Genomic DNA, 22,288 nt, shown 5'->3' with positions numbered 1-22,288 from the left:
GTTCGGCATCCGCCGCCTGAGCAGCGGGTCGGTGCCCGGGCTGGCGAACACTCCGGACGGCAGCGGCCTTGTCTGTCCGGGGCGCGAGTATCGCGACCATCGACGAGGTGCCGAATTCCATTCCCAACTGATATTCATCAATGTCAGCCGCTCAGCCTGGCCGGCATCACAAGCGGTACGCCTCAGCAAGCACGGCTGGGACTGGTGAGTACCACCTGCGGTCACGCGTCGCCGATGCGGCGTGGGTAGTGGAAGTGGAGCCGAAGGGTGATCCGGGTGATGTGGGCGGTCTGCCGGTCGCGGTGCGGCCAGTAGCGGGCCGGTCGGCGTGACCCTGGTAGACCCGGGTGATGCCCCCTCACCCGTTGTCTCCACGAGCGGAGTACCTTGTCCGTTTCTGGTCCGGTCGCCTCGACGATGTCCGCCAGACTTGCAGCCGGACCCAACGCAGAGCGGACCAACATGGCGCCGACATGTCCGGCGGGCCGAAGCCGTTGTGACGAACGCCTGCTCAGTCAGGACGCCGCCCGGACGCCGATTCGACCAGCGTGGCAGTGCGATGTCGTGCAGGTCGATGAGGACCGGCAGTGGCTGATCTTCTCGGCATCGGCGAGCTGCTTGACCGACGGTGCGACGTCATCGAGTGGGTAGTGGATCTCCTTCATCTCCTGCGGAGGCGGCGACCTATTCGTGCTCATCGACTTGACTCGTGCAAACGTAGCGGCAGTGGGTCATCGGCGCTGGTCGCCGGTTGGTGGACCGATTCCACAATCGGCGACTCTTGTCCGACAGGCTGCCTACACCCATGGAGACGACCACACGGTCTATGTTGAGCGTGCCTTCCGAGGTGTGGGTCAGTGCGTTTTACCTCGCGGAGGAGCGGAAGCGTCTCGGTCTTGCCCAGCGACCTGTGGCCGAGCTGATGGCGGCACACCCGGTCGGGTGAGTCAAATCGAAAACGGTGGTCTCGATGCCAACAGGTGGCATCCCTGAGCCGGTACGCACGATGGATGTCTTGAGTGCGGGTCTCGCGCCTCGGAGCTATGAGCTATGCCGCGCGACCGAGCAGGAAAGGGGCGAGCAGTTCGCGGACCCGTTCCTCGATGGCGGTCGCGTCCGATCCTGTCTCGATCATGCGGCTGGCGGTGTAGACCACCGAGCTGATCAGCCCGGCGGTGGCGGCCGGGTCGGGAAGGCCCAGGGCGCTGAGGGCGGCCGACAGCGGCTGGCTCATCTGCTCGTGCATCCGTTTGGTGCTGGCGTTGACCTGCTCGCCCGGCACCGACTCGATCAGGGCGGTGGCGAGGGCGTGTTCGCCTTCGGCGACCAGGCGTAGGTTTGCCGCGGCGTACGCCAGGACCTGTTCGCCCGGGCTGTCGGCAGCGGCCATCGCGTCGGTGACCCGCCGGGACCAGTTCGGTAGTACCTCCTGCACCAGCTCCAACAGGAGGTCGTCGCGTGAGCGGAAGTACTCGTACACCGACGAGCGGGGCAGCCCCGTCCGGACCGCCACCGCGGCGAGCGTCGGCGCTTGGTGGGGGTTCTCGGCCAGCAGGGCGCGTGCGGCGTCGAGGAGGGCTCGTCGGCGCTGTGCCCGGTGCTGAGCGACGGTCGGTGCGTCGATGCGCGGCACGGGCCCTCCCCTTCGCATCCGTCAGCCGGCGGACAGCCGCCCGTCGATCATCTCAATCACCCGGTCGCAGTGTTCCAACACGTCCTGGTCGTGGGTCACCATAACGGTAGCGACCGCGGACTGTTTCGTCTCCCGGGCGAGGAGCTGCACCACTTCGTGGCTGCGCGCCCGGTCCAGAGCGGCCGTGGGTTCGTCCACCAGCAACAGCGAGGGCCGTCCGACCAGGGCGCGGGCGATTCCGACCCGTTGACGTTCGCCGCCGGAGAGTTGGTGTGGCCGGCGGTCGGCCTTGTGCGCCATCCCCACGTCCGCGAGCAGCCTGGCCGGGGAGCGGACGTCGGTCCGATGGTGGCTCAGCTTGGTGACCAAGCGGAGTTGCTCCAGAGCGGTGAGGGCCGGCAGCAGGTTGCCGGTCTGGAACACGAAGCCGACGTGGTCGCGCCGGTAAGCCGCGCGGTCCCTGGCACTCATGGCGGCGATGTCATGGCCGTCGATGCTGACCGTTCCCTCGTCGGGGATGGTCAACGCGCCGGCGACCGCGAGCAGACTCGACTTTCCGGCGCCCGAGGGGCCGACCACGGCGACCAGTTCACCGGGGGCGACCGTCAGACTCACGTCGTCCAGCGCGGTGACCACCGCGTCACCGTCACCGAGGCGTACGGTCACGCCGGACAGCGTGAGACCGGTGCGGTCCCTGGTGCTCATCGCTGCCCTCCCAGCGCGGCAAGGGGGTCGATGGCCGCGACGCGGACGATGGCCGCAGCCGCACCGAGAAGGCCGAGCAGGACCAGCAGGAGGCCGGCGACGGTCACCGCGGGCGCTTCGATGGTGAACGGCACTTCGCCACCGCTGACCAGGCCGCCGAGGCCGACGCCCACAGCCACTCCCACGCCGATCGAGGCCGCCAGGATCAACAACGCCTGCATCAGGCCGTCGCGCAGCAGGTAGGACTGGGCGGCGCCCATCGCACGCAACACCGCAAGTTCGTGTTTGCGGTTGATCGTCCAGACCGTGAAGAACGCGCCGACCACGAGCGCCGAGATGGCGTAGAGAAAGACCTGGATGAGGGAGAGGGTCGAGGTCTCTGCGGTGTAGCCGGGTGAGGCCCCGAACGACTCCGCTTTGCGGAAACTCGTCGTGCCGGCGGCGGCGTCACCAGTGGCGAGATCGACACTCTCGTCCGCCTGGATGGCGACCGCCGTGGCTTCGGTGGCTGCCGCAGCCCGGAGCTCCTCGCCGGGACCGACGCCGGAATGCAGTCGCTGCCAGGCCGCGAGCGGCAGGTAGGCGACGTCGACGTGGCCGTAGGTGTGCTGGTCTGCCGTGGCGCCTACCACCGTCAGGCTGATGCCGATCCGGTCGATGATGATGGTGTCCCCGAGCTGCAGGCCGGCCTTGACGGCTGTCTGGGACACTACGATGCCGTCCGAGCTGTCCAGCCCGGTGCCCTCGGCTGGTGTGGGCGCCAGGAAGGAGCCGGGCTCGACGCCGAAGAGGGCAAGGTCGATGGGGACGCCTCGGTTGCTGCGGGCGTTGACCAGCATGTTTCCGAAGAGAGCCGCCTCGCGCACGCCGGGCTGCTGGCGCCACTGGTCGACCTGCCGGGTGTTCACGACGCTACGGGAGAAGGCCGAGTCGAGCTTGGTGTCCCGGTCGAAGGCGAAGGCGGTTACCGGGAGCCGCTGAAGACCGGAAACCCCGTCGTTGACCAGGCCCGAAGACAATCCGGAAAGCAGCACCATCAGTACCGCGATCAGGGCGACGACGCTGCCCATGAGCGTGAACCGCCAACGCGCGAAGCGGAGCTCGCGCAGTGCCAGGAACATCCGTCCTCCTTGAGATCATCCCCCGTTTTTCCGACAGTGCGTCGGCAACTATACCGACGCCCCGTCGGGAAAAATTTCGCCCGGGATCCCTGACCTGCGGAGTGCGATAAGGATCGATCATGTGGGACGTCGCCCCGGCTGTCCCGCCGAGCGGCAGCCTTGGCGCGGGCCGGATCGGCGCGGGCCCTGTGCGGCAAGGGCAGATGATCCCGTTCCGGCGGCCGGCCGACGTGGTCATGCAGGTCAGCCTGCCGATCGCCCGTTGCGGCCGGGCGCTGTCGTTCCACCTGACGGTCGACGGCGGCTCGTACGGCAGCGTGGATGGCCGACCGGTGAGAGGTGCTGGCCCGCGTGAAGCGTGGCCACCGCCGCGGAAGGGAGCTGTGACGCCATCGTGGACACGGTAAAGGCAGAGTATGTAGAGTTTCATCATGCCGCGCATCCCGGATACCTCACCCCAGACACTGCGCGTCTTCGACGCCCTGTTGAGCAATCCGCAGGCCTGGCGTTACGGGTACGAACTGAGCAAGGAGACCGCTCTGGCCTCCGGCACGCTGTACCCGATTCTCATGCGACTGGCCGAGCGCGAACTGCTCGAGACGAGGTGGGAGCCGGCCAGCCGACCAGGGCTTCCGCCGCGGCACACCTACCGGCTGACCGCGGACGGCGCCGTCCTCGCCGCCCAGCGCGTGGCCGCGCGGGACGCGGCAGCGGCCCGGGCGGGCGCCGGCAAGCGGATCCGCCAGGCGAAACAGGCGTACTCCGCGCTGTTCCTGGGCGCCAGCTCGTGAACGCCGCCTGGGCCGAGCGTCGGATCAGGCGTGCCGCGCTCGCCCTGCTGACCAGAGCAGTTCGCGGCCGCGACGGACACGGCGCGGAGTGGGGCGAGGCGATGCTCCGCGAGTTCCCCGAGACCCGCGGAGCGTGGGAGGCGGTGCGCTGGACGGCGAGCGGGCTGCGCGTGGTGCTGCGGGAGCGACGCGGGCGCGGCCAGCGGGCACGGCGACCGCTCTCCCGGCGGGTGATCGCGGCGGCCCTGACGGCGACCGTGGCCGGAGTGCTCATCAACCAGTTCGTCCTTGGCCTGGTGCCGGTGGTGTCCACCTCGATGGAGCCGAGCCTGCGGGTCAGCGACCGCGTCCTGGTCGACCGCCTCGGGTTCCGCCTGTCCCGTCTCGACTATGGCGACGTGGTGCTGTTCCGGCAGCCCGGCGAGGTGACGGCGCTGCAGCGGGTGGTGGGGCTGCCCGGGGATCTGCTCTCCTGCGCCGGTGGGCGGCTGCACCGCAACGGTGCCCCGGCAGAGGAGCGGTATCTGCGAGCCGGGGCCGAATCTGCCACCGACTGCGAGCCCGTGACGGTGCCCAAGGACACCGTCTACGTGATGGGCGACGATCGCGCGATATCGCGGGACTCGCGGGCGTACGGACCCGTCCCCGACAGCGATGTCACCGGCCGTGTCGTCACCCGGCTCTGGCCGCTCGGATGATCGGCCAGAGCGCTCGCGGCGCGTAGCGGTGCGCTGGGCCGCACCCGGTATCCGCCCCTGTGACATACCTTTCCAGGACGTAGGCGAAGCGAAGCTCCCGCCTGCCGGGCGACGTTGCACGAGGCAGCGAGGACTCAGCGGGCGGGCACCGGCTCGGGCGACGGCCGCCACTGTCGCCTGATCAGCCCGTAGACCCACGAGTCGGAGACCTCGCCGTTCACGACGCAGTCTTCCCGCAACGTCCCTTCACGCACGAATCCGAGCTTCTCCAGCACGCGGGCAGATGCCACGTTGCGGGTATCGGTCTCGGCCTGGACGCGATTCAGGTCCAGCGTGTCGAACGCCCATCGCAGCAGAGCGCGCGCGGCCTCCGTCGCGTAGCCGTGGCCCCACGCAGCCTCGTCGAAGCAGTAGCCCAGCGCTGCGCTGCGGTAGTCCGGGTTCCACCGGTTCAGGCTGCACCAGCCGATGAACGCCCCGTCGGAGTCACGATCCACGGCCAAGCGCGACCCGGTGCCCTGCTCTGCCATCTGCCGGCAAGCCGTGATGAACCGCTCGGCGCGTGCGCGTTCGCTCCACGGTGGCGCGTCCCAGTAGCGCAGCGCGTAGGCGTTGCTGTGCAGTGCGAAGAGGTCGTCCGCATCCGCGTCGTCGAAGGGACGCAGGCTGAGGCGAGTGGTGCGCAGCGTGGGGGTGGGCAGCGACATCGGCGTCATGCTCTCTTCTGTGGTTGATGGCCGATCAACCAGACATCCGGCGCCGGCCACCCGCAATGGGTTTTCCCGGCGGGCGGGCGGAACGACGTGCTCCCTCATCGACACGTCCGGACGCTGGTGCCGGCTCGATGGGCTGCGGTGTGAAGAAGCGGATGATGTCGTCGGCTGCGGTGGGGGACAGCATCATTGCCTGGACTCGTGCGGACATTTCGGCGATCGGGTGGATTCTGGTGAACATCGCCTCCTCGTACGTCCGGATCGCCGGGTCGGGGTCAGCGGGGTTGGTGGCGAGTTCGGCGGCGTCGAGCATGGCTTGGTTGGCGCCCTCGCCGACGGGCGGCATGAGGTGCGCGGCGTCACCGATGAGGGTGATGCCCGGTTGGTGGGTCCAGCGTGTGCCGGTGCGATGCTGCACACCCAGCTCGGCGCGTACACCCCGGTGATCAAGAGGCGCATCGACGAGTTCGTCGTCGAGAGCGGGGGCGAAGACGCCTTCGTCGTCAACCTCGTCGCCGTGCTGACCCGCGAGCTGCGGCTGCACCACGAGCTGCCGGACGGACCCCTGAGGGAGTCCCGCCTGTCCCTGATCGAGGCCGCGTGGGACCAGGCCCGCGACCGCCTGCACCAGCGGGCCGGCCGGCGGCCGTGAGCGTCGCCGGCCCGCGGGGGACAGACGCAAACCGGGGTACGGCGGGTCGGGACTACCCGCCGTACCCCGGCTCTCACCTACCGGTCAGCTTCCGGTGGTGACGAGGCGGTACTGGGCCCGTACCTCGGACGGGGTGACCACGCGGTCGAGGAACATCAGGGCGTCCATCCGGCAGTCGCACGGATTCTGTTCCCGGGTGTCCTGCGGGTAGGAGCCGCCGATCTTGATGCCGCGCGGGTCGGTCGCCGTGGTGTAGTGCGGTCCCTCGCCGGCGACCTGCCACGGGTCGCCGCTCGCGGTGTAGAAGCCGTCGATCTTCTCGCCGTTGCGGTACAGCGCCATGGTGCCCTTGTCGAAGTCGAACGTGGCGGTCAGGTGCACCCATTCGTTCTGCGGCATCAGGGTGCGCCAGTCCTCGCTGGCGGCGAACGTCTGCGACGCCCCGCCGTCGAGCCGGCGGCCGAGCGCCACCAGGCGCAGTTCACCGTTGACGTTGATCAGCTCCAGCAGGGCGCGGACGCCGTGGCCGTCGGAGTCGCCGGTCAGGATGCCGGCCAGGCCGATGGCGTTGTAGCGGTCGTCGGGGTTGGCGGTGTTGGAGTTCAGTGCCGGGCTGTGCGGCCCGGTCAGCTTGAACCAGCCCATCACCGTGGTGCCCTTGGTCCGGTTGAAGGCGTTCAGCGTCGGTACGCCGTTCTCGTTGAAGATCCCGGCCTTCCAGTCGTCGTTGCCGGCGACGGTCGGGTTGACCTGCTTGGTCTGGATCGAGGTGTTGCTGCCCGGGTAGGCGCCGTCCTTGACCCGCATCTCCGGGCCGCCGTTGACGAGGCGGATGTTGGTCCCGGAGTAGCCCTTGTCGAGCTCGAGTCCGCGGTCCGGCGGGAAGATCGTCTCGAAGTCGTAGTAGGCGGCCAGGCTCCGCTCGATGCTGGGGTGCACGTCGGGGTTGGCCTTGACCCGGCGGGTGTCGGTGACCTTCCAGATCTTGCCGTTGGCCTTCGACAGCAGGTAGAGCTCGCCGTCGGTGTCGGTGCCGAAGCGCAGGTCGACGCGGCCGTCACCGGCCAGGTCCTGGGTGTTCACCCGGTTCCCGGCCTGGTCGAAGATGTGCAGCTGGTGGAGCTTGGCGAGCTTCTCCTTGTTGCGGCGCATCTGGTTCGCCTCGGTGTAGAAGACCCGGCCCTCGACCAGGTCGCCGAAGACGTACTTGCCGCGCAGGGCCGGCAGGTTGCCGCGGTAGACGAAGCCGCCGCTGATCGCGTGTCCGCTGTCGCTGGTGCACGGCCAGCCGGCGGGCGGGTCGTGGTCGTAGGCGGCGACCGGGTACACGTAGCCGCGGTCGTTCTTCGGCAGCGGGTAGAGGTTGCAGCGGTCGTTCTTGTCGAAGACGAACGCGCCTTCGCGGACGCTCCAGCCGAGGTTGTCGCCGGCGCGGACCTCGTACACGGCCTCGATGGCGTGCTCGCCGATGTGGCCGAGGAACATCCGGTTGTTCGTGCCGGGGTCCCAGCTGAACCGGTGCGGGTCGCGCATCCCGTACGCGTAGATCTCGTCGAGGGCGCCGGCCTTCTTGACGAACGGGTTCTTCTTCGGGATGCCCCAGCGGCCGGTGGTGCTGTTGGTGCCGAGCGGGTCGACGCGCAGGATCTTGCCCTGCGGGGTGCCGAGGTTCTGCGGCTCGTCGGTGTTCACGCCGATGCCGCCGTCGCCGACGGCGATGTAGAGCAGGCCGTAGTCGTCGTCGCGGGGCTTGGCCGTCGGGTTGAAGTCGATCTGCTGGATGGCGTGGATGTAGGTGGCGAAGCCGATCCGCATGACCTCGCGCCGGGTGCCGCTGAACGTGTCGGCGGCCGGGTCGGTGGCGGTCCACTCGGTGATCACGCTGTGGACGACGGTGTTCGGCTGGGTGGTGAAGTCGGGGGTCTTCGAGGTGAGCGCCGCGCCGGCCTCGGTGTGCGTGGTGTAGAACTTGCCGTTCTCGGCAAATTTCGGGTGGAACGTGACGAAACCGAAACCGCTGCCCAGGCCACGTCCGGACCAGAAATCGGGGGCGAAGGTGGCGCCGACGTCGAGGTAGTCGTGGTTGACGCCGTCCTCGACCAGGTAGAGCTTGCCGTTGAGGTCGGGCACGTAGAGCCGGCCCGACCCGTCCGGGACCTCACCGAGGTAGTTGATCCGCGCGTGCCGGACGAGGCGCTGGTCGGTCGGCGCCGGGACCGGTTCCGACTTCGGGAACGTCGCGAACTCCTCGACGACCAGGCCGAGGGTGGCCGGGGTCGGGTCCTCGGGAATCGGGTCGGTGATCGGGGCGTTGCTGGAGTTCGGTGCGTTGGTGGGGCCGGCGCTGGCCGGGGTCGCGGGCAGCGTGGCCACCAGCGCCGCGGCGGCGGCCAGGGCGATGGTCCGATGCCGTTTCTGCAGCCATCTGGGCTTCGACAAGGTAAGCCACCAATCCGTTGTATTAACCAGAGAGTGCTTGCGTAAGCGCTTTCGTAAGCGCTTTCACACCATAGAGGCTGCTGACTGCGTGCGGCAAGCGTCACATGTAACTAGATCGAAATCTCCGGGTAATCCGTATTCGGCCGACCGGCCGGTCGCCGACCGATGTCCGACCGGCCGGTTAGGCTCACGGGCGGCGTCCCACCGGACGCCGCCGGAACGAGCAAGCCGGAAGCGGGTGCGCCCACCTGCACGAAGCAAGCCGGAAGCGGGTGCGCCCACCTGCACAGAGCTGGGAGTACGACGAGTTGACCGCACAGCCCGAGGCCCTCTACGGGGCTGACGACCTCACCCACCTCGAGGGTCTGGACGCCGTCCGCAAGCGGCCCGGCATGTACATCGGGTCCACCGACAGCCGCGGTGTCGGGCACCTCGTCAACGAGATCCTCGACAACTCCACCGACGAGGGCGTCGCCGGCCACGCCACCCGCGTCGAGGTGACCCTGCACGCCGACGGGTCGGTGCAGGTCGACGACGACGGCCGCGGCATCCCCACCGACCGGCACGCCAAGTCCGGGCTGTCCGGCGTCGAGCTGGTGCTCACCCGGCTGCACGCCGGCGGCAAGTTCGGCGGCTCCGGCTACAAGACCTCCGGCGGCCTGCACGGCGTCGGCGCCTCCGCGGTCAACGCCCTGTCCCGCCGCTTCGACGTCACTGTCCGCCGGGGCGGACAGGTCCATGAGATGTCATTCCGGCACGGCGTACCCGGGGTCTTCGACGGCGCCGATCCCGACGCGTCCCACACCCCCGAGTCCGGGCTGCGGGTCGCCCGCAAGATGAAGCGCGGCGAGTCGACCGGCACCTCCATCCGCTACTGGCACGACGCCCGCTACTTCGAGTCCGGGGCCGCGCTCGACGTGACCGCCGTACGCGCCAAGCTGCGCAACACCGCGTTCCTCGTGCCCGGCGTCACCTACGTCCTGCGCGACCTGACCGGCGACGCGTCGCAGGGCGACGGTCCGACCGAGGAGATCTTCCACTTCCCCAACGGGCTGACCGACATGGTGGAGTTCCTCGCCCCGACCGGTGAGAAGGCCGTCTCCGGCACCCTGGTCATCACCGGCGAGGGCGTCTACAAGGAGAACGCCGCCGACGAGAGCGGCGTGATGCAGGCCGGCGTCGAGCGGCGGGCCGAGATCGAGGTCGCGCTGCGCTGGGGGACCGGCTACGAGCGCACCGTGGAGTCCTTCACCAACACGATCCGCAACGCCCACGGCGGCACCCACCGCAAGGGCTTCGAACGCGCCACCCAGCGCACCCTGGCCGACGCCGTCAAGAACGCCCGTGGCCTGCTGAAGGCCAAGGAGGATCCGCCGGTCCTCGACGACGTGCTCGAAGGCATGACGGCCGTGATCCACGTCCGCATCCCCGAGCCGCAGTTCACCTCGCAGACCAAGGACGAACTGTCCACCGCCGGGATCACCCGGGTCATCCAGACCGTCGTCGAACGGCAGCTGCGGTCCTGGCTGGACGACCGGCGCAGCCGGGCCGAGGTCCGCACCGTACTGCAGAAGATCGTCGACGCGTCCCGGGTCCGGCTCACCCAGAAACAGCAGAAGGACGCCGCCCGGCGCAAGACCGCCCTGGAGGGCGCGTCGATGCCGCCGAAACTGGTCGACTGCCGCTCGACCGGGATCGGCCGCAGCGAACTGTTCATCGTCGAGGGTGACAGCGCGCTCGGCACCGCCCGGCTGGCCCGCTCGTCGGAATACCAGGCGCTGCTCCCGATCCGGGGCAAGATTCTCAACGTCCAGAAGGCCAACCTCCAGCAGGTTCTCGACAACGCCGAGTGCTCGGCGATCGTCCAGGTCCTCGGCGCCGGCTCCGGCCGCACCTTCGACCTGGAGTCGCTGCGCTACGGCCGGGTGCTGATCATGGCCGACGCCGACGTCGACGGCTCGCACATCCGTACCCTGCTGATCACCCTGTTCGCCAAGTACATGCGGCCGGTGATCGAGGCCGGCCGGCTCTACGCGGCGATGCCGCCCCTGCACAAGATCACCACCAAGGGGCGCAACACCCAGACGATCTACACCTACACCCAGGCCGAGATGGCGGGCACCGTCGCCCGACTGGAGAAGGCCGGCAAGCAGGTCGTCACCCCCATCCCGCGGTTCAAGGGTCTGGGCGAGATGAACGCCGACGAGCTGTGGGACACCACGATGAACCCGGCCACCCGCGCCGTACGACGGATCACGCTGGACGACGTCGAGGCCGCCGAACGGGTCCTCGAACTGCTGATGGGGGAGAAGGTCGAGCCCCGCAAGAACTGGCTCATCGAGTCGGCCGACCGGGTCGACCAGGAGACGATCGACGCCTGACCGGCGTCACCCAAACCCCGGTACGTCGACACAGAAGGCTGAACAATGGCACGCCGCAAGGGCAACCAACCCAAGGTAGACCTGTCCGCGTTCGACCAGGCCGGTGCGCGGATCATCGACAATCCGCTCACCACCGAGGTCGAGGACTCCTACCTGGAGTACGCCTACTCGGTCATCCACTCCCGGGCGCTGCCCGACGCCCGCGACGGCCTCAAGCCGGTGCACCGGCGCATCCTGTTCTCGATGAGCGAGCAGGGCTACCGCCCCGACCGCCCGCACGTGAAGTCGGCCCGCGTCGTCGGTGACACCATGGGTAAGTACCACCCGCACGGCGACACCGCGATCTACGACGCGATGGTCCGGCTGGCCCAGGACTTCTCCCTCAACACCCCGCTGATCGACGGTCACGGCAACTTCGGCTCGCCCGACGACGGCCCGGCCGCCTCCCGCTACACCGAGGCCCGGATGTCGCGCGAGGCGATGCTGCTCGTCGGCGAACTCGGCGAGGACACCGTCGACTTCAAGGCCAACTACGACGGCTCGCTGGAGGAGCCGACGGTCCTGCCGGCCGCGTTCCCCAACCTGCTGGTCAACGGCACCTCCGGGATCGCGGTCGGGATGGCGACCAACATGATCCCGCACAACCTCGGCGAGGTCGTCGCCGCCGCCCGCTGGCTGATCAGGCACCCCGACGCCACCCTCGACAAGCTCATGGAGTTCGTACCCGGCCCCGACCTGCCCACCGGCGGCAGCCTGCTCGGCCTCGACGAGGTCCGCCGGGCGTACGAGACCGGACGCGGCGTCGTCCGGATGCGGGCCAAGGTCGAGATCGGCCCGATCGAGGGCAGCCGCGGCCGGCAGGCGATCACCGTCGTCGAGCTGCCGTACGGCGTCGGCGCCGAGAAGGTCATCGAGGCGGTCACCGACGAGGTACGCGGCAAGCCGATCACCTCCGGCCCGCGTCGCGGCCAGCGGCAGGCGGCCCGCCTGCAGGGCGTCGCCGACGTCAAGGACCTCACCGACCGGGAGAACGGCACCCGGCTCGTCATCGAGTGCAAGGTCGGCGTCAACCCGCAGGCCCTGCTCGCCGACCTCTACCGGCTCACCCCGCTGGAGCAGTCGTTCGGCGTCAACAACCTCGTCCTCGTCGACGGCCAGCCGCGCACCCTGGGCCTCAAGCCACTGCTCGAGGTGTTCCTCGCCCACCGGTACGACGTGGTGACCCGGCGCAGCAGCTTCCGGCGCCGCAAGCGGCAGGAACGCCTACACCTGGTCGACGGCCTGCTCATCGCCCTGATCGACATCGACCGGGTGGTGGCCCTGATCCGCGGCAGCGACAACGTCCAGGCCGCCAAAGAGGCCCTGATCAGCGAGTTCTCGCTCACCGAGGTCCAGGCCACCTACATCCTCGACACCCCGCTGCGCCGACTGACCCGCTTCGACCGCATCGAACTCGAAACCGAGCAGGAACGGCTGCGTGGCGAGATCGCCGAACTGTCGAAGATCCTCGACGACGAGTCGGTCCTGAAGAAGGTCGTCTCCGACGAACTGGCCGCCGTCGCCAAGGAATTCTCCGCCCCCCGGCGCACCACGCTGATCGACGGCGACCTCAAGGAGGTCCTCGCCGCATCCGCGCCGGCCGGCCCGCTCGAGGTGGCCGACGACCCCTGCCAGGTCATCCTGTCCACGTCCGGCCTCGTCGCCCGGACCGCCGCCGAGTCCGAGGAGGCGACCGAGGGCCGGCGCCGCAACGGCCGGGTCAGGCACGACACCGTACGCGCCCTCGTACACTCCACCGCCCGCGGTCAGATCCTTCTCGTCACCAACACCGGGCGGGCCTTCAAGACCGACGTACTCCCGCTGCCGGTCCTGCCCGAGCAGGCCGGCACCGTCTCGCTCAGCGGCGGCATGTCCGCCAGCGAACTGCTGCCCCTCGAACCGGGGGAGCGGGTCGTCGGCCTTGCCCCGCTCGGCGAACAGGGCGCCGACTCTCCCGGCCTGGCGATCGGCACCCGCGCCGGCGTGGTCAAGGTGACCGCCCCCGAGTGGCCGGTCCGCTCCGACGAGTTCGAGGTCATCACCCTGCGCGAAGGTGACGAGATCGTCGGCGCGACCTGGCTCACCGACGGCACCGAGACGCTCGCGTTCGTCTCCTCCGACGCCTCGCTGCTGCGGTTCGGCGCCAACCTGGTCCGGCCACAGGGGATCAAGGGCGGCGGCATGGCCGGCATCAACCTCGCCGCCGACGCCCGGGTCGTCTTCTTCGGCGCCGTACGCACCGACGACGCCGAGCACGGCGAGCCGATGGTCGTCACCTCCACGGGCGCCGGCGTGAAGGTCACCCCGTTCGAGGCGTACCCGGCCAAGGGCCGCGCGACCGGTGGGGTCCGCGCCCAGCGGTTCCTCAAGGGCGAGCAGGAACTGGCCGTGGCCTGGATCGGCCCACGGCCGGCCGGCGCGACCGAGACCGGGGAGCCGGTCGAGTTGCCGCCGGTCGACCAGCGCCGCGACGGCTCCGGCACCCCGGTGATGCTTGGCCCCGGCGTCGTCGGCCACCTCATCGAACGCGACTGACCTCGGGCACCGACCGCCGCCGGCAGGTTCGTGCCGGCGGCGGCGGTCGGGGCGGAGCGGGATCAACCCGCACCGGGTCGCGGCGTCGGGCGGTAACCTGACCCGGAACGACACGGAGGGCGCAGATGCAGACGAGCGACCCGGATCCGCACATCCATGTCGCGCGCAAGGTGCCGAAGGCCGACGCCGACACCCGCAACCTCGTCGTGTCGATGCTCGGCCGCGCGGCGGACGCGCCGACCGTCGTCACCACCGGCTGCGGCGTCCAGGTGCCCTACGCGATGACCTCCACCCGTCCGGAAAGCGTCACCTGTCTCGCCTGCCGCGAGCATGCCCACCGGGAATGCCTGCGCTTCGCCGACCAGATCGAGCACCTGGGCTTCATGCCCGGAATGAACTTCACCGGCGACCAGGTGGCCGAGGGTGCGCAACGGCTGCGGGACCTCGCGAAAAGGTTCTCCGGCTGAGCGGGGCAGGCGTTCCCGCACTCCGCTGACCCGCGTCGCGGGCTCTGGTCGGCGCCCGACGTCACCGATCTGAGTCGACATTCGACTAATCTGAGACGATGTCCGATACGACCGGCGGAAGCCGGCTGGGCGAACATGCGGTCTATCCCGGTACCTTCGATCCCTTCACGCCGGGGCATCTCGACATCGTCGAGCGGGCCCGACACCTCTTCGCGCGGATCACCGTGCTCGTGGCTGTCAACGGTGACAAGCATCCGGCCGGCACCGAGGCGGAACGTGCGACCCAGCTGCGCCGGAAACTTCCCGCGCACTGGGACGACGTCTCGGTCACCGCGTGGCGCGGGTTGACCGTCGCGTTCTGCCGCCAGCATGGCGCCGGCGTGATCATCCGCGGGGTGCGCAACCGAGCCGACATGAGTCACGAGTGCCACCTGGCGTCCATGAACGAGGACCTCGGCATCACCACGCTGCTCCTGCCCGCGAGGCCCAGACTGGTGGCCATCTCCTCCACGGTCGTGCGCGGACTCGACAGTTGACTCAAGCAGGTTCCGGGCATGTTCGGGGCGACTCCACCGGCGAGCTCCGGGCGGGGACGCCGGATCGTCAGCCGGCCACCGGCGCCGCGAACGGCTCGGGCACACCGGCGTAGAGCACGTCCGGATCGAGCAGCACCGTCCATGGTGGCCGGTACTCCGGTGCCCGGCGCGCCATCTCGGTCCGCAGCCTCTCGCGCCACAGGCCGCGGGCCCAGGAAACCGGCCCGACCCAGTCCGGCGACGAGTCGTACCAGCGGTCGACGGTGAATCCGTCGGCGTCGACTTCCACCCGGATGTAGAGCCAGTGTCCGTACACCGGGTCGGCCTCGGCCGCCCAGAGCCTCCGTACGAGTCGAATGGCCTCCTCCGACGGGTTCGAGGCGGGGCTGTCCTCGAGGGGACCAAGCTGCGGCATCTCGTCGGGGCGCTGCTTCACCTCCCCGTCCAGAACCCGGAACAGTCGCGAGCACCGGCCGTCGGCCCCAGCCCGCTTGCGGACCCACTCGACCAGTTCGGCGAGTTCGGGACCGGGCGCGGGCATCGGGCGGGAGAGTTCGGCTGCCTCCTGCACGACGTTCCACAGCAGTTCGTCGACCTGCCTGTCCCTGAGCACCTGGATCCGGTCGGGCGGCGGCCCGGCCTGCCTTGGTACGGCGACGGGTGGGGTGCTGGCAGCTGTCAGGCCGAAGGCGGCGGCCACCAGCAGGCCTTCGCAGATGTCGACCGGGCCGGCCTGGACCCGGCCGAGCAGCCCGTGCAGGGCGGCCCGGTCGACGCTCCGACTGTCTGCGGCGGCGAGCAACCGGTCGGCGGCGGCGGAGACCGCCGACTTCTCCGGGTCGTCCTGGGGCTCGTGCTGCCCCTCACAGAAGACGACCTCGAGCAGTTCGCGGCGGGCCGACTCGGCGGTCAGGATCCCATTGAGGGCCATCCGCAGGCCGTCCTCGGTCCCGTCCGGGTACGGCACCCGCGACCAGCCACCGTCGTACCAGTAGACGAAGGTGACCCGGCCCTCCTCCGTGCACCTGATCAGGTCCGGCAGGGGCAACCAGTCGGGTGCCCCGGCAAGCAGATCGATCTCGTCGACGCTCTCGCCGAAGTCAGCGGTGTCGTCGCTGCCGTACAGCACCGCCCGGCCACCCTCGATCAGGCGCAGCCAGCCGCCGTTGCCGCTGCCGTCGTCGAACTGCGCGATGCCGTCCTCGAGCCGGTACGGGTCGTCCTCGCCCAGCGTGGCCATCGCCGAGGCGATCGCGCCCCAGCGGGCCATCATGACGTCGGGATCGGGAAGGTCGATTCGCACTGTGCCAGCCTGACAGGGCTTCGCAAGCCGGCGCCGGGTGTCCGCAGTGCGCCAGGGCCACCGCAGTGATGCGGCTTCCGGGTGCCCTACGCGATGACCTTCACCCGTCCGGAGAGCGTCACCTCTTGCCTGCCGCGAACATGCCCACCGGGAGTACCTGCGCTTCCGACAGACCGGGCATGTCCAGGCCGATTTTGGATACCGCCCTACCGGTAGGTAGGCTGACGGGCATGACTTCGCTCCCTGCCGTCGACATCGTCGGCCTGACAAAGACCTACGGAGACCGGAACGCGCTGGACCAGCTGTCACTTCGTGTCCAGCGCGGAAGTCGTACGGTGGTGCTCGGTCACAACGGCGCCGGCAAGTCCACGCTCCTGGAGATCATCGCCACGCTGCGCACACCGACCTCCGGCACGGTGACCGTCGAGGGCTACGAGACGGTGAAGCAGGCCCGGGAGGCACGGCGCCTGATCGGCCTGACCCCGCAGTCCAACGCCCTGGACCCCCTGGCGACCACGGCGGAGGTGCTCGAGTTCCAGGGGGCCGCGCTCGGCCTCGACCGCCGGAACGCCGCGCGCCGGACGCGGGAACTCCTTGACCTCTTCGGTCTGGCGGAGCACCGCGGGACGCGGATCTCCAGGCTGTCCGGCGGAACCCGCCGAAAGGTCGACCTCGCCGTGGCGCTCGTGGCCGAGCCTGCGGTCGTGATCCTGGATGAGCCGACCACCGGCCTCGACCCGCTCAGCCGCCTCGACTTCTGGGACGAGCTGAAGCGCCTGAACCACAGCGGAAGTACCCTCCTGGTGTCCACCCAGGACCTGCACGAGGCGGACGTCCTGGCCACGGACATCGTCGTGCTCCGTAACGGAACGGTTGCCGCGCAAGGCTCGCCCGAGTCGCTGAAACAGCGCGTCGGGGAGCGCACCCTGACCCTCGTGCTGACGGACGCGGACGCTTCACAGACGTTGCTCGCCTCCGCGCGTGCGCCGTTCCGAGCCGAGCCGGACGAGCCGCGTACCGTGCGCCTCGCGCTCCCCGGCACGGCCGGTGCGCTGAAGGTCGCGCTCGATGACATCGGCCAGGTCGCGGGCGACGTCGAAGAGCTCCGCCTCACCGAACCCTCGCTCGACGACGTCTTCGTCGCGCTCGCCGCTCGCTGACCCGAACCCCCGTCACCACATGTGAGGACACGATCGTGACCGTTCCCGCCGTCTCCATCGTCCCGGTGCCAGGCGCCGCGGTCCCGGTGACCCTCGCCGCTGCCAGGCGCTCCACCCGCATGGTGCTGCGCTCACCGGCCCTGCTGATCGCCCCGATCGCGCAGTCCCTGTTCTTCCTCCTCGTCTACGCCGGACAGCTCAGCACCGTCGGCAGCGGCTATCTCGCAGGTGCCAGCTTCATCTCCTTCCTGCTCCCGCTGATCCTGCTCACCGGTGTCGCCACCGGAGCGGGAGCCGCAGGAACGCTCGTTCTGGGCGACGTCACCAGCGGATACCTCGACCGACTCCGGCTCGCCCACGGCACGACGGTCCCGTTCGTCCTGGGCGCCGTCGCCGCCGCCCTCGTCGCCGTCACCGTCCAGATGCTCGTCACGATCGCCGGCGCGGCACTCATCGGCTACCGGCCGGAGACCTGGCCGAGCGCGATCACGATGCTCCTCCTGATGCTCACGCTCGGGCTGGGCGTCGCCCTGCTCAGCGTCGCGGTCGCCATCCGCACCGCATCCGCGTCGAGCACCAACCTCGTCACCCTCGCGGTCTTCGGGCTGTCGTTCTTCACCGGCGTCTTCGCACCCGTGGACGAGCTCGCCGGCTGGATGCGGGCAATCGCGACCTTCAACCCGCTCACCTACGTCATCGACGCCGCCCGCCAGCTCGAGAGCGGCGCCACGCCCTCGGCCCTGCCGATCGCCCTCGGCGTTCTCGGGGTCCTCGTCGCCGCCGGGACCGCCACCTGCGCCCTCGCCCTCAACCACGCCCGGAGAAACCGATGACACCCGCAGCAGACACCCGTTCACAGATCATGGACGCCTTCGGCGAGCAGTTGGCCGCCGCGGGCTACCCGGGCATCTCCCTCGTCGGCGTCGCCCGCACCGTCGGCATTCAGAAGCCGTCCATCTACCACCACTTTCCCGGCGGCAAGGAAGAACTCTATGCCGCCGTCGCCCTGAGATTCATCGAACAGCTCCACGACCGTCTGGTCACCGCGCTCGCCGCCGAAGGACCGACGGAACAGAAGCTGCGGTCCCTCGCGGTCGCCGCCGCCGAACACTCCACCCGCACCATCTCCTTCGAGCAACGCATCTACGACGCGCTCGACCACGTCTCCGACGAGACCAGAAACACCGTGTCGCAGAAATACGTGCGCGACATCCTCGATCCCGTCGTGGCGCTCTTCACCCACGCCGTCGACGCCGGCGAGGTGACCGGCGACCCCTGGTTCCTCATGAATGCGTTCCTGCACCTCGCACGCGCGACAGACCTCGTGAACGCCCCGAACGGGGCGACCCGGGTCGTCACGCTCTTCCTGGAGGGTGCCCGGCCCCGCTAGCGGTGCGGGATCATCGGGTGGGCCGGTGTGACACGGGCCGGCCGAGCGCGAGCCGGGCCGCGGTCACCGCGCTGTGGAACGAGACCTCGCTGAGCAGGCCCGGGGCGGCGACCTGGTCGCCGGCGAGGTAGACCCCGTCACCGCGATCGACGGCCGGCCGGTCCCGCCAGGTCCGCCCGGGCAGGTCCAGTGCGCCGGTACGACCGTTCGCCACCGCGTCGCGCCGCCAGGTGACCCGGCCGCGCCAGCCGGGCAGAGCCTGGTCGACCAGCGCCTCCAGGCGGGCCAGCCCGTCGGCCTTCGGCTCGCCGGGACGCATCGGCAGCTGGGCCTGGATCAGTGATTCCCCGGCCGGTGCCACACTCGGGTCGGGCAGCGTGTACCGCTCAAGCCAACCGGCCTCGTCGAGATCGGACACGATGAAGGCGTCACCGCGCGCGGCCCGTACAGCCAGGTCGAGCAGGACCGACCGGCCGCTCTCGACGGGTGGCAGCGACGTACCGAGCAGGGTGGCGGCGGCGTCCAGGGAGGTGGCGACGATGACCGGCGCGGCGGGCAACTCGGTCACCCGGGCACCGGTTTCGATGCGTACGCCCAGGACACGGGCGCGGGTGGCGAGCCGGTCGACGAGGCCGTTCCAGCCACCGGTGACGTACCGGACGGCCGGGACCGGGGCGGTGACCCGCAGCAGATGTTGCCAGACGAACGCGGCCGCCAGCCGGCCCGGGTCGGCGTCGAAGGTGACGACTCCCATCAGGTTCGACGCGGCGGTCGCCGCCGCGGCGCCGTGCCGCTCGCGGACCCAGGTGTGGAAGTCGAGGTCGACGGGCGCGTCGTGGCGGCGCCGCGTGACAACGGGCAGCAGCGCCGCCGGCGGTGTGCGGCGTAGCCGGCCGCGATAGCGGAACCGGACACCGGCCAGCGCACGCGGTGGGATCGTGGCGTACGCGCCGGTCAGATCGCGGTCGGCGAGCCAGCGCCACCAGGGGCCGTTGCAGTAGAGGACGTGCGGGCCGTCGTGGGCGACGTACGGCGGTTCGGTGGCGCGGGCCCGGCCACCCAGCCTCTGATGCGACTCCAGCAGGTGGACCCGGGCGCCGGCCTCGGCGCAGGTGATGGCGGCGACGAGCCCGGCGAAGCCGCCGCCGACGACAGTGATGCTCTCCATGCACCGGTGACGACGTAGGGCAGAATCGCGTGACATGGACGGCTGGCAGGAGCATCGGCGTTACCTGTTCGCCGTCGCCTACCGGCTGCTGGGCAGCGTCTCGGACGCCGAGGACGCGGTGCAGGAGGCGTACCTGCGGCTGCGTCGCGCGGCCCCGGCCGACCTGGTGAACCCACGGGCGTGGCTCACCACCGTGACGTCGCGGATCTGCCTGGACATGCTCGGCTCGGCCCGGGCCCGCCGGGAGGCGTACGTCGGCACCTGGCTGCCCGAACCGCTGGCCGGCTACGACGACACCGACCTGGGCGACACCGTCGCGTTGCGCGAATCCGTCCGCACCGCCGTGTTGCTGGTACTGGAGACGCTGTCACCCGCGGAGCGGGTCGCTTTCGTCCTGCACGACGCGTTCGGCATGGACTTCGAGCGGCTGGCCGTGGTGGTCGACCGGAGCCCGGCGGCCTGCCGGCAGCTCGCGTCACGGGCGCGCCGGCGGGTCCGCGAAGAGGCACCACCGCGCAAACCCGTCTCGGCGCAGGAGCATCAGCGAGTGGTCGCGGCCTTCACCGCCGCCAGCACCGACGGCGACCTGTCCGAACTGGTGCACCTGCTCGACCCGCGGGTCGTGTTGCGCTCCGACGGCGGCGGTGCGGTGCCCGCCGCCCGCAAACCGGTGTACGGCCATGAGCGGGTGCTCACCCTGCTGTCCTGGCTGGCCCGCCGGTACGCCGGGGTGGGGCTGAAGCCGGTGCCGCTTGCCGGCGGCCCCGGATTCGTGCTCGAACTCGACGGTGCCGTGTGCGGCGTGATCGGCGTCGAAGTCGCCGACGGTCGGATCGCCGAACTGAACCTGGTGGTCAACCCGGCGAAACTGAGGCTGTGGGTGTCTTCGCCCGACGTGGGAAACGGCTGAGCGTTGGCCGACTTCGGCTCACCCTGGCGGCCGGTCCAGTGGCAGGGTTGCCGGCATCCTGACCGTATGTGTCTACGTAGCCTCGGCAGTGTTGGTGCATGTCTGCCTTGTACTGCTGCGATGATGGTGCCGCGATGAGACGCCATGTGCTTGACGACGGTGCGGTGCTCAGCGTGCGCGCCCGGGCTTTCCTGGACGAGCACGCCGAGCGAACACCTGTGGACCTCGAACATCCGCGGCGATGGTACGGGTGCACGGATGTGCACAACGACGTGGTTCCCGGCCCGGAAGGCGGCCTGGAGAGGCTGGAGACGTTCATCGCCAGATACGGCGGCCTGTGGTTCTGCGGCGAACGGCCCGGCTGCCTCGGAAAGCACGAACACCAGTACCGGTTCGATCACATCCTGACGTCCGGGTGGGAACAGCTCGAAGGGGACGAGTGGACAGCCACGGTGGGTGACGTCGACGGTGGATACCCGCTTGGTCTGAGCTGGTCCACGGGGCGGATCAGCGTGGTGGACCCGGATACCTGGATCGCCAACGATGCGGACAACCTCATCGAGTCGAGTGCCCTGGGGCAGGCCGTCTACGCCGACCGCACCTGGAGCGAGGCGGTGCCGGTAGGCGGTCGCGGTCCCGGCTGGGGACTGGAGGGCGTCACCTCGGACCGGTTCCGGGGCCTCGTACCCGAGGCTTTGGAGGCTTCCAGCCCGTGGAATCGCTGGTATCTCGACGAGCAGGTAGCCGTTCACGCCTGGCAGGTGACCTACGATCCGGCCCGCCCCGAAGTGGTGATGGCGTGGTACCGCGGAGCGGAAGGACGCCGGCGCATAGAAGCGGCGGTAGGGCCGCTGCAATGATCCGGGCCGCGTGACGAGGCATCAACTGTCGAACCAGACAACCAGCCGTACGTTGTCGTCGCCATGCCGCTCGGCGAGGTCGCGCATGGTGTCCAGCAGCGCGCGCAGCGGCGGATCGCCACGCAGGACGTCGCCCTGGCAGAGCCGCTCCACCCGCCACATCCTGTCGAACGCGCGCCACTGCGTTCCCTCGGGGTAGCTGCTGCCCCGGGGATCGGCGTCCTCGCCGGCCACCGCGCGCCAGGCGCGCCCATGGTGACCCGCCTTACCGACGAGGATCGGCCCGTCGCTTGTCAGCTCGTACTCGTGGATCCGGTCGTCCACCCGGGGGGCCTGCGCCGTCCAGTCGATGCGGGCCAGTTCCGTCCACGCCACCCAGGTGTGATCGTGTTCGTAGTCGGAGAGCTGGAGAGCGAGCAGTTCGGTGCTGGCGTCGGGCGGCAGGCCACGGCCGGGGGAGACGGGTTCGAACCCGGCGTAGTTCCGGACACCGAAGAGCAGACCGAAGGCATCGTAGTGGCGTGGCAGGTCATCCACACCGGCGTCGGTCAGCAGCCACGGCGATCCCGGGCCGTTCGGCCGGATCTCCACCCCGCCGGCGATATCGGTACCCACGTCTACTCGCCCTTCGTCCGCGACGGCCGGAACGCACCGGCGCAGACGGATCCCGCACCTCGGCCGTGCAAGTACCATACGGAGTCGTGTCGTCGTCGAGTCGCTCTGCGGTCAACCTGCCACCGGGCTGGGTCCAGGTGTGGTTTCCCATGTCGGGAGGACCGGCCACGAG

At 69.9% G+C, this 22,288-nt stretch carries 21 protein-coding genes and 1 pseudogene; 12 read left to right on the top strand and 10 right to left on the bottom strand.

The features are described 5' to 3' along the window. Positions 1–1,048: 1,048 nt before the first annotated feature. From Prubr_RS32730 to Prubr_RS32720, 3 genes are all read right to left on the bottom strand, one after another. Positions 1,049–1,633 (bottom strand): TetR/AcrR family transcriptional regulator, encoded by a 585-nt coding sequence (locus tag Prubr_RS32730; protein ID WP_212819089.1) that lies wholly within the window; start codon positions 1,631–1,633, stop codon positions 1,049–1,051. A 21-nt stretch (positions 1,634–1,654) separates the two neighbouring features. Continuing rightward, positions 1,655–2,269: an ABC transporter ATP-binding protein gene (locus tag Prubr_RS32725; RefSeq protein WP_246567968.1), complete on the bottom strand. Its 615-nt coding sequence runs from the start codon at positions 2,267–2,269 to the stop codon at positions 1,655–1,657. 65 nt (positions 2,270–2,334) lie between these two features. Next, entirely contained in the window at positions 2,335–3,459 is a 1,125-nt protein-coding gene (locus tag Prubr_RS32720) for an FtsX-like permease family protein (protein WP_212819085.1), read from the bottom strand. 431 nt (positions 3,460–3,890) lie between these two features. Here Prubr_RS32720 and Prubr_RS32715 point away from each other — a divergent pair, with 431 nt between their 5' ends. Together Prubr_RS32715 and lepB are read left to right on the top strand one after the other, a co-directional pair. Next, entirely contained in the window at positions 3,891–4,250 is a 360-nt protein-coding gene (locus tag Prubr_RS32715) for a PadR family transcriptional regulator (protein ID WP_212819083.1), read from the top strand. After that, positions 4,247–4,948: a signal peptidase I gene (gene lepB / locus Prubr_RS32710; protein ID WP_212819081.1), complete on the top strand. Its 702-nt coding sequence runs from the start codon at positions 4,247–4,249 to the stop codon at positions 4,946–4,948. The genes Prubr_RS32715 and lepB overlap by 4 nt, the downstream gene beginning before the upstream one ends. Before the next feature lie 134 nt (positions 4,949–5,082). Here lepB and Prubr_RS32705 read toward each other — a convergent pair whose 3' ends face one another. From Prubr_RS32705 to Prubr_RS38045, 3 genes and pseudogenes are all read right to left on the bottom strand, one after another. Beyond that, positions 5,083–5,655, bottom strand: a complete 573-nt coding sequence (locus Prubr_RS32705; RefSeq protein ID WP_212819079.1) for a GNAT family N-acetyltransferase — start codon at positions 5,653–5,655, stop codon at positions 5,083–5,085. Positions 5,656–5,689: 34 nt separating this feature from the next. Continuing rightward, entirely contained in the window at positions 5,690–5,974 is a 285-nt protein-coding gene (locus Prubr_RS38050) for a hypothetical protein (protein WP_246569160.1), read from the bottom strand. A 33-nt stretch (positions 5,975–6,007) separates the two neighbouring features. Continuing rightward, positions 6,008–6,205, bottom strand: a pseudogene (locus Prubr_RS38045) (hypothetical protein); the annotation flags it as partial. Between Prubr_RS38045 and Prubr_RS37880 the strand changes: the two are divergent. Then, positions 6,179–6,313 (top strand): hypothetical protein, encoded by a 135-nt coding sequence (locus Prubr_RS37880; RefSeq protein WP_281425860.1) that lies wholly within the window; start codon positions 6,179–6,181, stop codon positions 6,311–6,313. The pseudogene Prubr_RS38045 and the gene Prubr_RS37880 sit on opposite strands and share 27 nt — an antisense overlap. 84 nt (positions 6,314–6,397) lie before the next feature. Here Prubr_RS37880 and Prubr_RS37465 read toward each other — a convergent pair whose 3' ends face one another. Beyond that, positions 6,398–8,752 (bottom strand): PQQ-dependent sugar dehydrogenase, encoded by a 2,355-nt coding sequence (locus Prubr_RS37465; protein ID WP_246567966.1) that lies wholly within the window; start codon positions 8,750–8,752, stop codon positions 6,398–6,400. Between the two features lie 308 nt (positions 8,753–9,060). Here Prubr_RS37465 and Prubr_RS32685 point away from each other — a divergent pair, with 308 nt between their 5' ends. The 4 genes from Prubr_RS32685 to coaD all read left to right on the top strand — a co-directional run bounded on the left by Prubr_RS32685 (position 9,061) and on the right by coaD (position 14,710). Then, the gene (locus tag Prubr_RS32685) at positions 9,061–11,133 is read left to right on the top strand and encodes a DNA gyrase/topoisomerase IV subunit B (protein WP_212828798.1); all 2,073 of its coding nucleotides are present in this window, start codon (positions 9,061–9,063) and stop codon (positions 11,131–11,133) included. A gap of 45 nt (positions 11,134–11,178) precedes the next feature. Then, positions 11,179–13,707 carry a DNA gyrase/topoisomerase IV subunit A gene (locus tag Prubr_RS32680; protein ID WP_212819077.1) on the top strand — a complete coding sequence of 843 codons (2,529 nt, stop codon included), beginning with the start codon at positions 11,179–11,181 and terminating at the stop codon, positions 13,705–13,707. A gap of 125 nt (positions 13,708–13,832) precedes the next feature. Continuing rightward, positions 13,833–14,174 carry a hypothetical protein gene (locus Prubr_RS32675; RefSeq protein WP_212819075.1) on the top strand — a complete coding sequence of 114 codons (342 nt, stop codon included), beginning with the start codon at positions 13,833–13,835 and terminating at the stop codon, positions 14,172–14,174. A gap of 98 nt (positions 14,175–14,272) precedes the next feature. Beyond that, positions 14,273–14,710 (top strand): pantetheine-phosphate adenylyltransferase, encoded by a 438-nt coding sequence (gene coaD / locus Prubr_RS32670; protein WP_212819073.1) that lies wholly within the window; start codon positions 14,273–14,275, stop codon positions 14,708–14,710. 67 nt (positions 14,711–14,777) lie between these two features. On the opposite strand, the gene Prubr_RS32665 is transcribed toward coaD, so the two are convergent. Beyond that, positions 14,778–16,013 (bottom strand): hypothetical protein, encoded by a 1,236-nt coding sequence (locus tag Prubr_RS32665; protein ID WP_212819072.1) that lies wholly within the window; start codon positions 16,011–16,013, stop codon positions 14,778–14,780. Positions 16,014–16,243: 230 nt separating this feature from the next. Between Prubr_RS32665 and Prubr_RS32660 the strand changes: the two genes are divergently transcribed. From Prubr_RS32660 to Prubr_RS32650, 3 genes are read left to right on the top strand one after another with little or no spacing between them, the layout of a single operon-like run. Further along, entirely contained in the window at positions 16,244–17,173 is a 930-nt protein-coding gene (locus tag Prubr_RS32660; RefSeq protein WP_212819070.1) for an ABC transporter ATP-binding protein, read from the top strand. Between the two features lie 35 nt (positions 17,174–17,208). Beyond that, entirely contained in the window at positions 17,209–18,006 is a 798-nt protein-coding gene (locus Prubr_RS32655) for an ABC transporter permease (protein ID WP_246567962.1), read from the top strand. After that, positions 18,003–18,563: a TetR/AcrR family transcriptional regulator gene (locus Prubr_RS32650; RefSeq protein ID WP_212819068.1), complete on the top strand. Its 561-nt coding sequence runs from the start codon at positions 18,003–18,005 to the stop codon at positions 18,561–18,563. The genes Prubr_RS32655 and Prubr_RS32650 overlap by 4 nt, the downstream gene beginning before the upstream one ends. 10 nt (positions 18,564–18,573) lie before the next feature. Here the strand turns inward: Prubr_RS32650 and Prubr_RS32645 are convergent, their stop codons facing one another. Further along, positions 18,574–19,731 (bottom strand): FAD-dependent oxidoreductase, encoded by a 1,158-nt coding sequence (locus Prubr_RS32645; RefSeq protein WP_212819066.1) that lies wholly within the window; start codon positions 19,729–19,731, stop codon positions 18,574–18,576. A gap of 34 nt (positions 19,732–19,765) precedes the next feature. Between Prubr_RS32645 and sigJ the strand changes: the two genes are divergently transcribed. After that, positions 19,766–20,641, top strand: a complete 876-nt coding sequence (sigJ, locus tag Prubr_RS32640) for an RNA polymerase sigma factor SigJ (RefSeq protein WP_212819065.1) — start codon at positions 19,766–19,768, stop codon at positions 20,639–20,641. A gap of 134 nt (positions 20,642–20,775) precedes the next feature. Continuing rightward, a complete protein-coding gene (locus Prubr_RS32635) occupies positions 20,776–21,501 on the top strand; it encodes a hypothetical protein (RefSeq protein ID WP_212819063.1) in 726 nt (241 codons plus the stop codon). Positions 21,502–21,522: 21 nt separating this feature from the next. Here the strand turns inward: Prubr_RS32635 and Prubr_RS32630 are convergent, their stop codons facing one another. Beyond that, complete coding sequence (locus Prubr_RS32630) at positions 21,523–22,116, bottom strand: hypothetical protein (protein WP_212819061.1); 594 nt, start codon at positions 22,114–22,116, stop codon at positions 21,523–21,525. Positions 22,117–22,288 lie beyond the last annotated feature (172 nt).

The sequence above is a fragment of the Polymorphospora rubra genome, from assembly GCF_018324255.1.
Taxonomy (GTDB): domain Bacteria; phylum Actinomycetota; class Actinomycetes; order Mycobacteriales; family Micromonosporaceae; genus Polymorphospora; species Polymorphospora rubra.
Note: the sequence above shows the minus strand (reverse complement) of the source record. Positions and strands in the feature narration are given on the sequence as shown.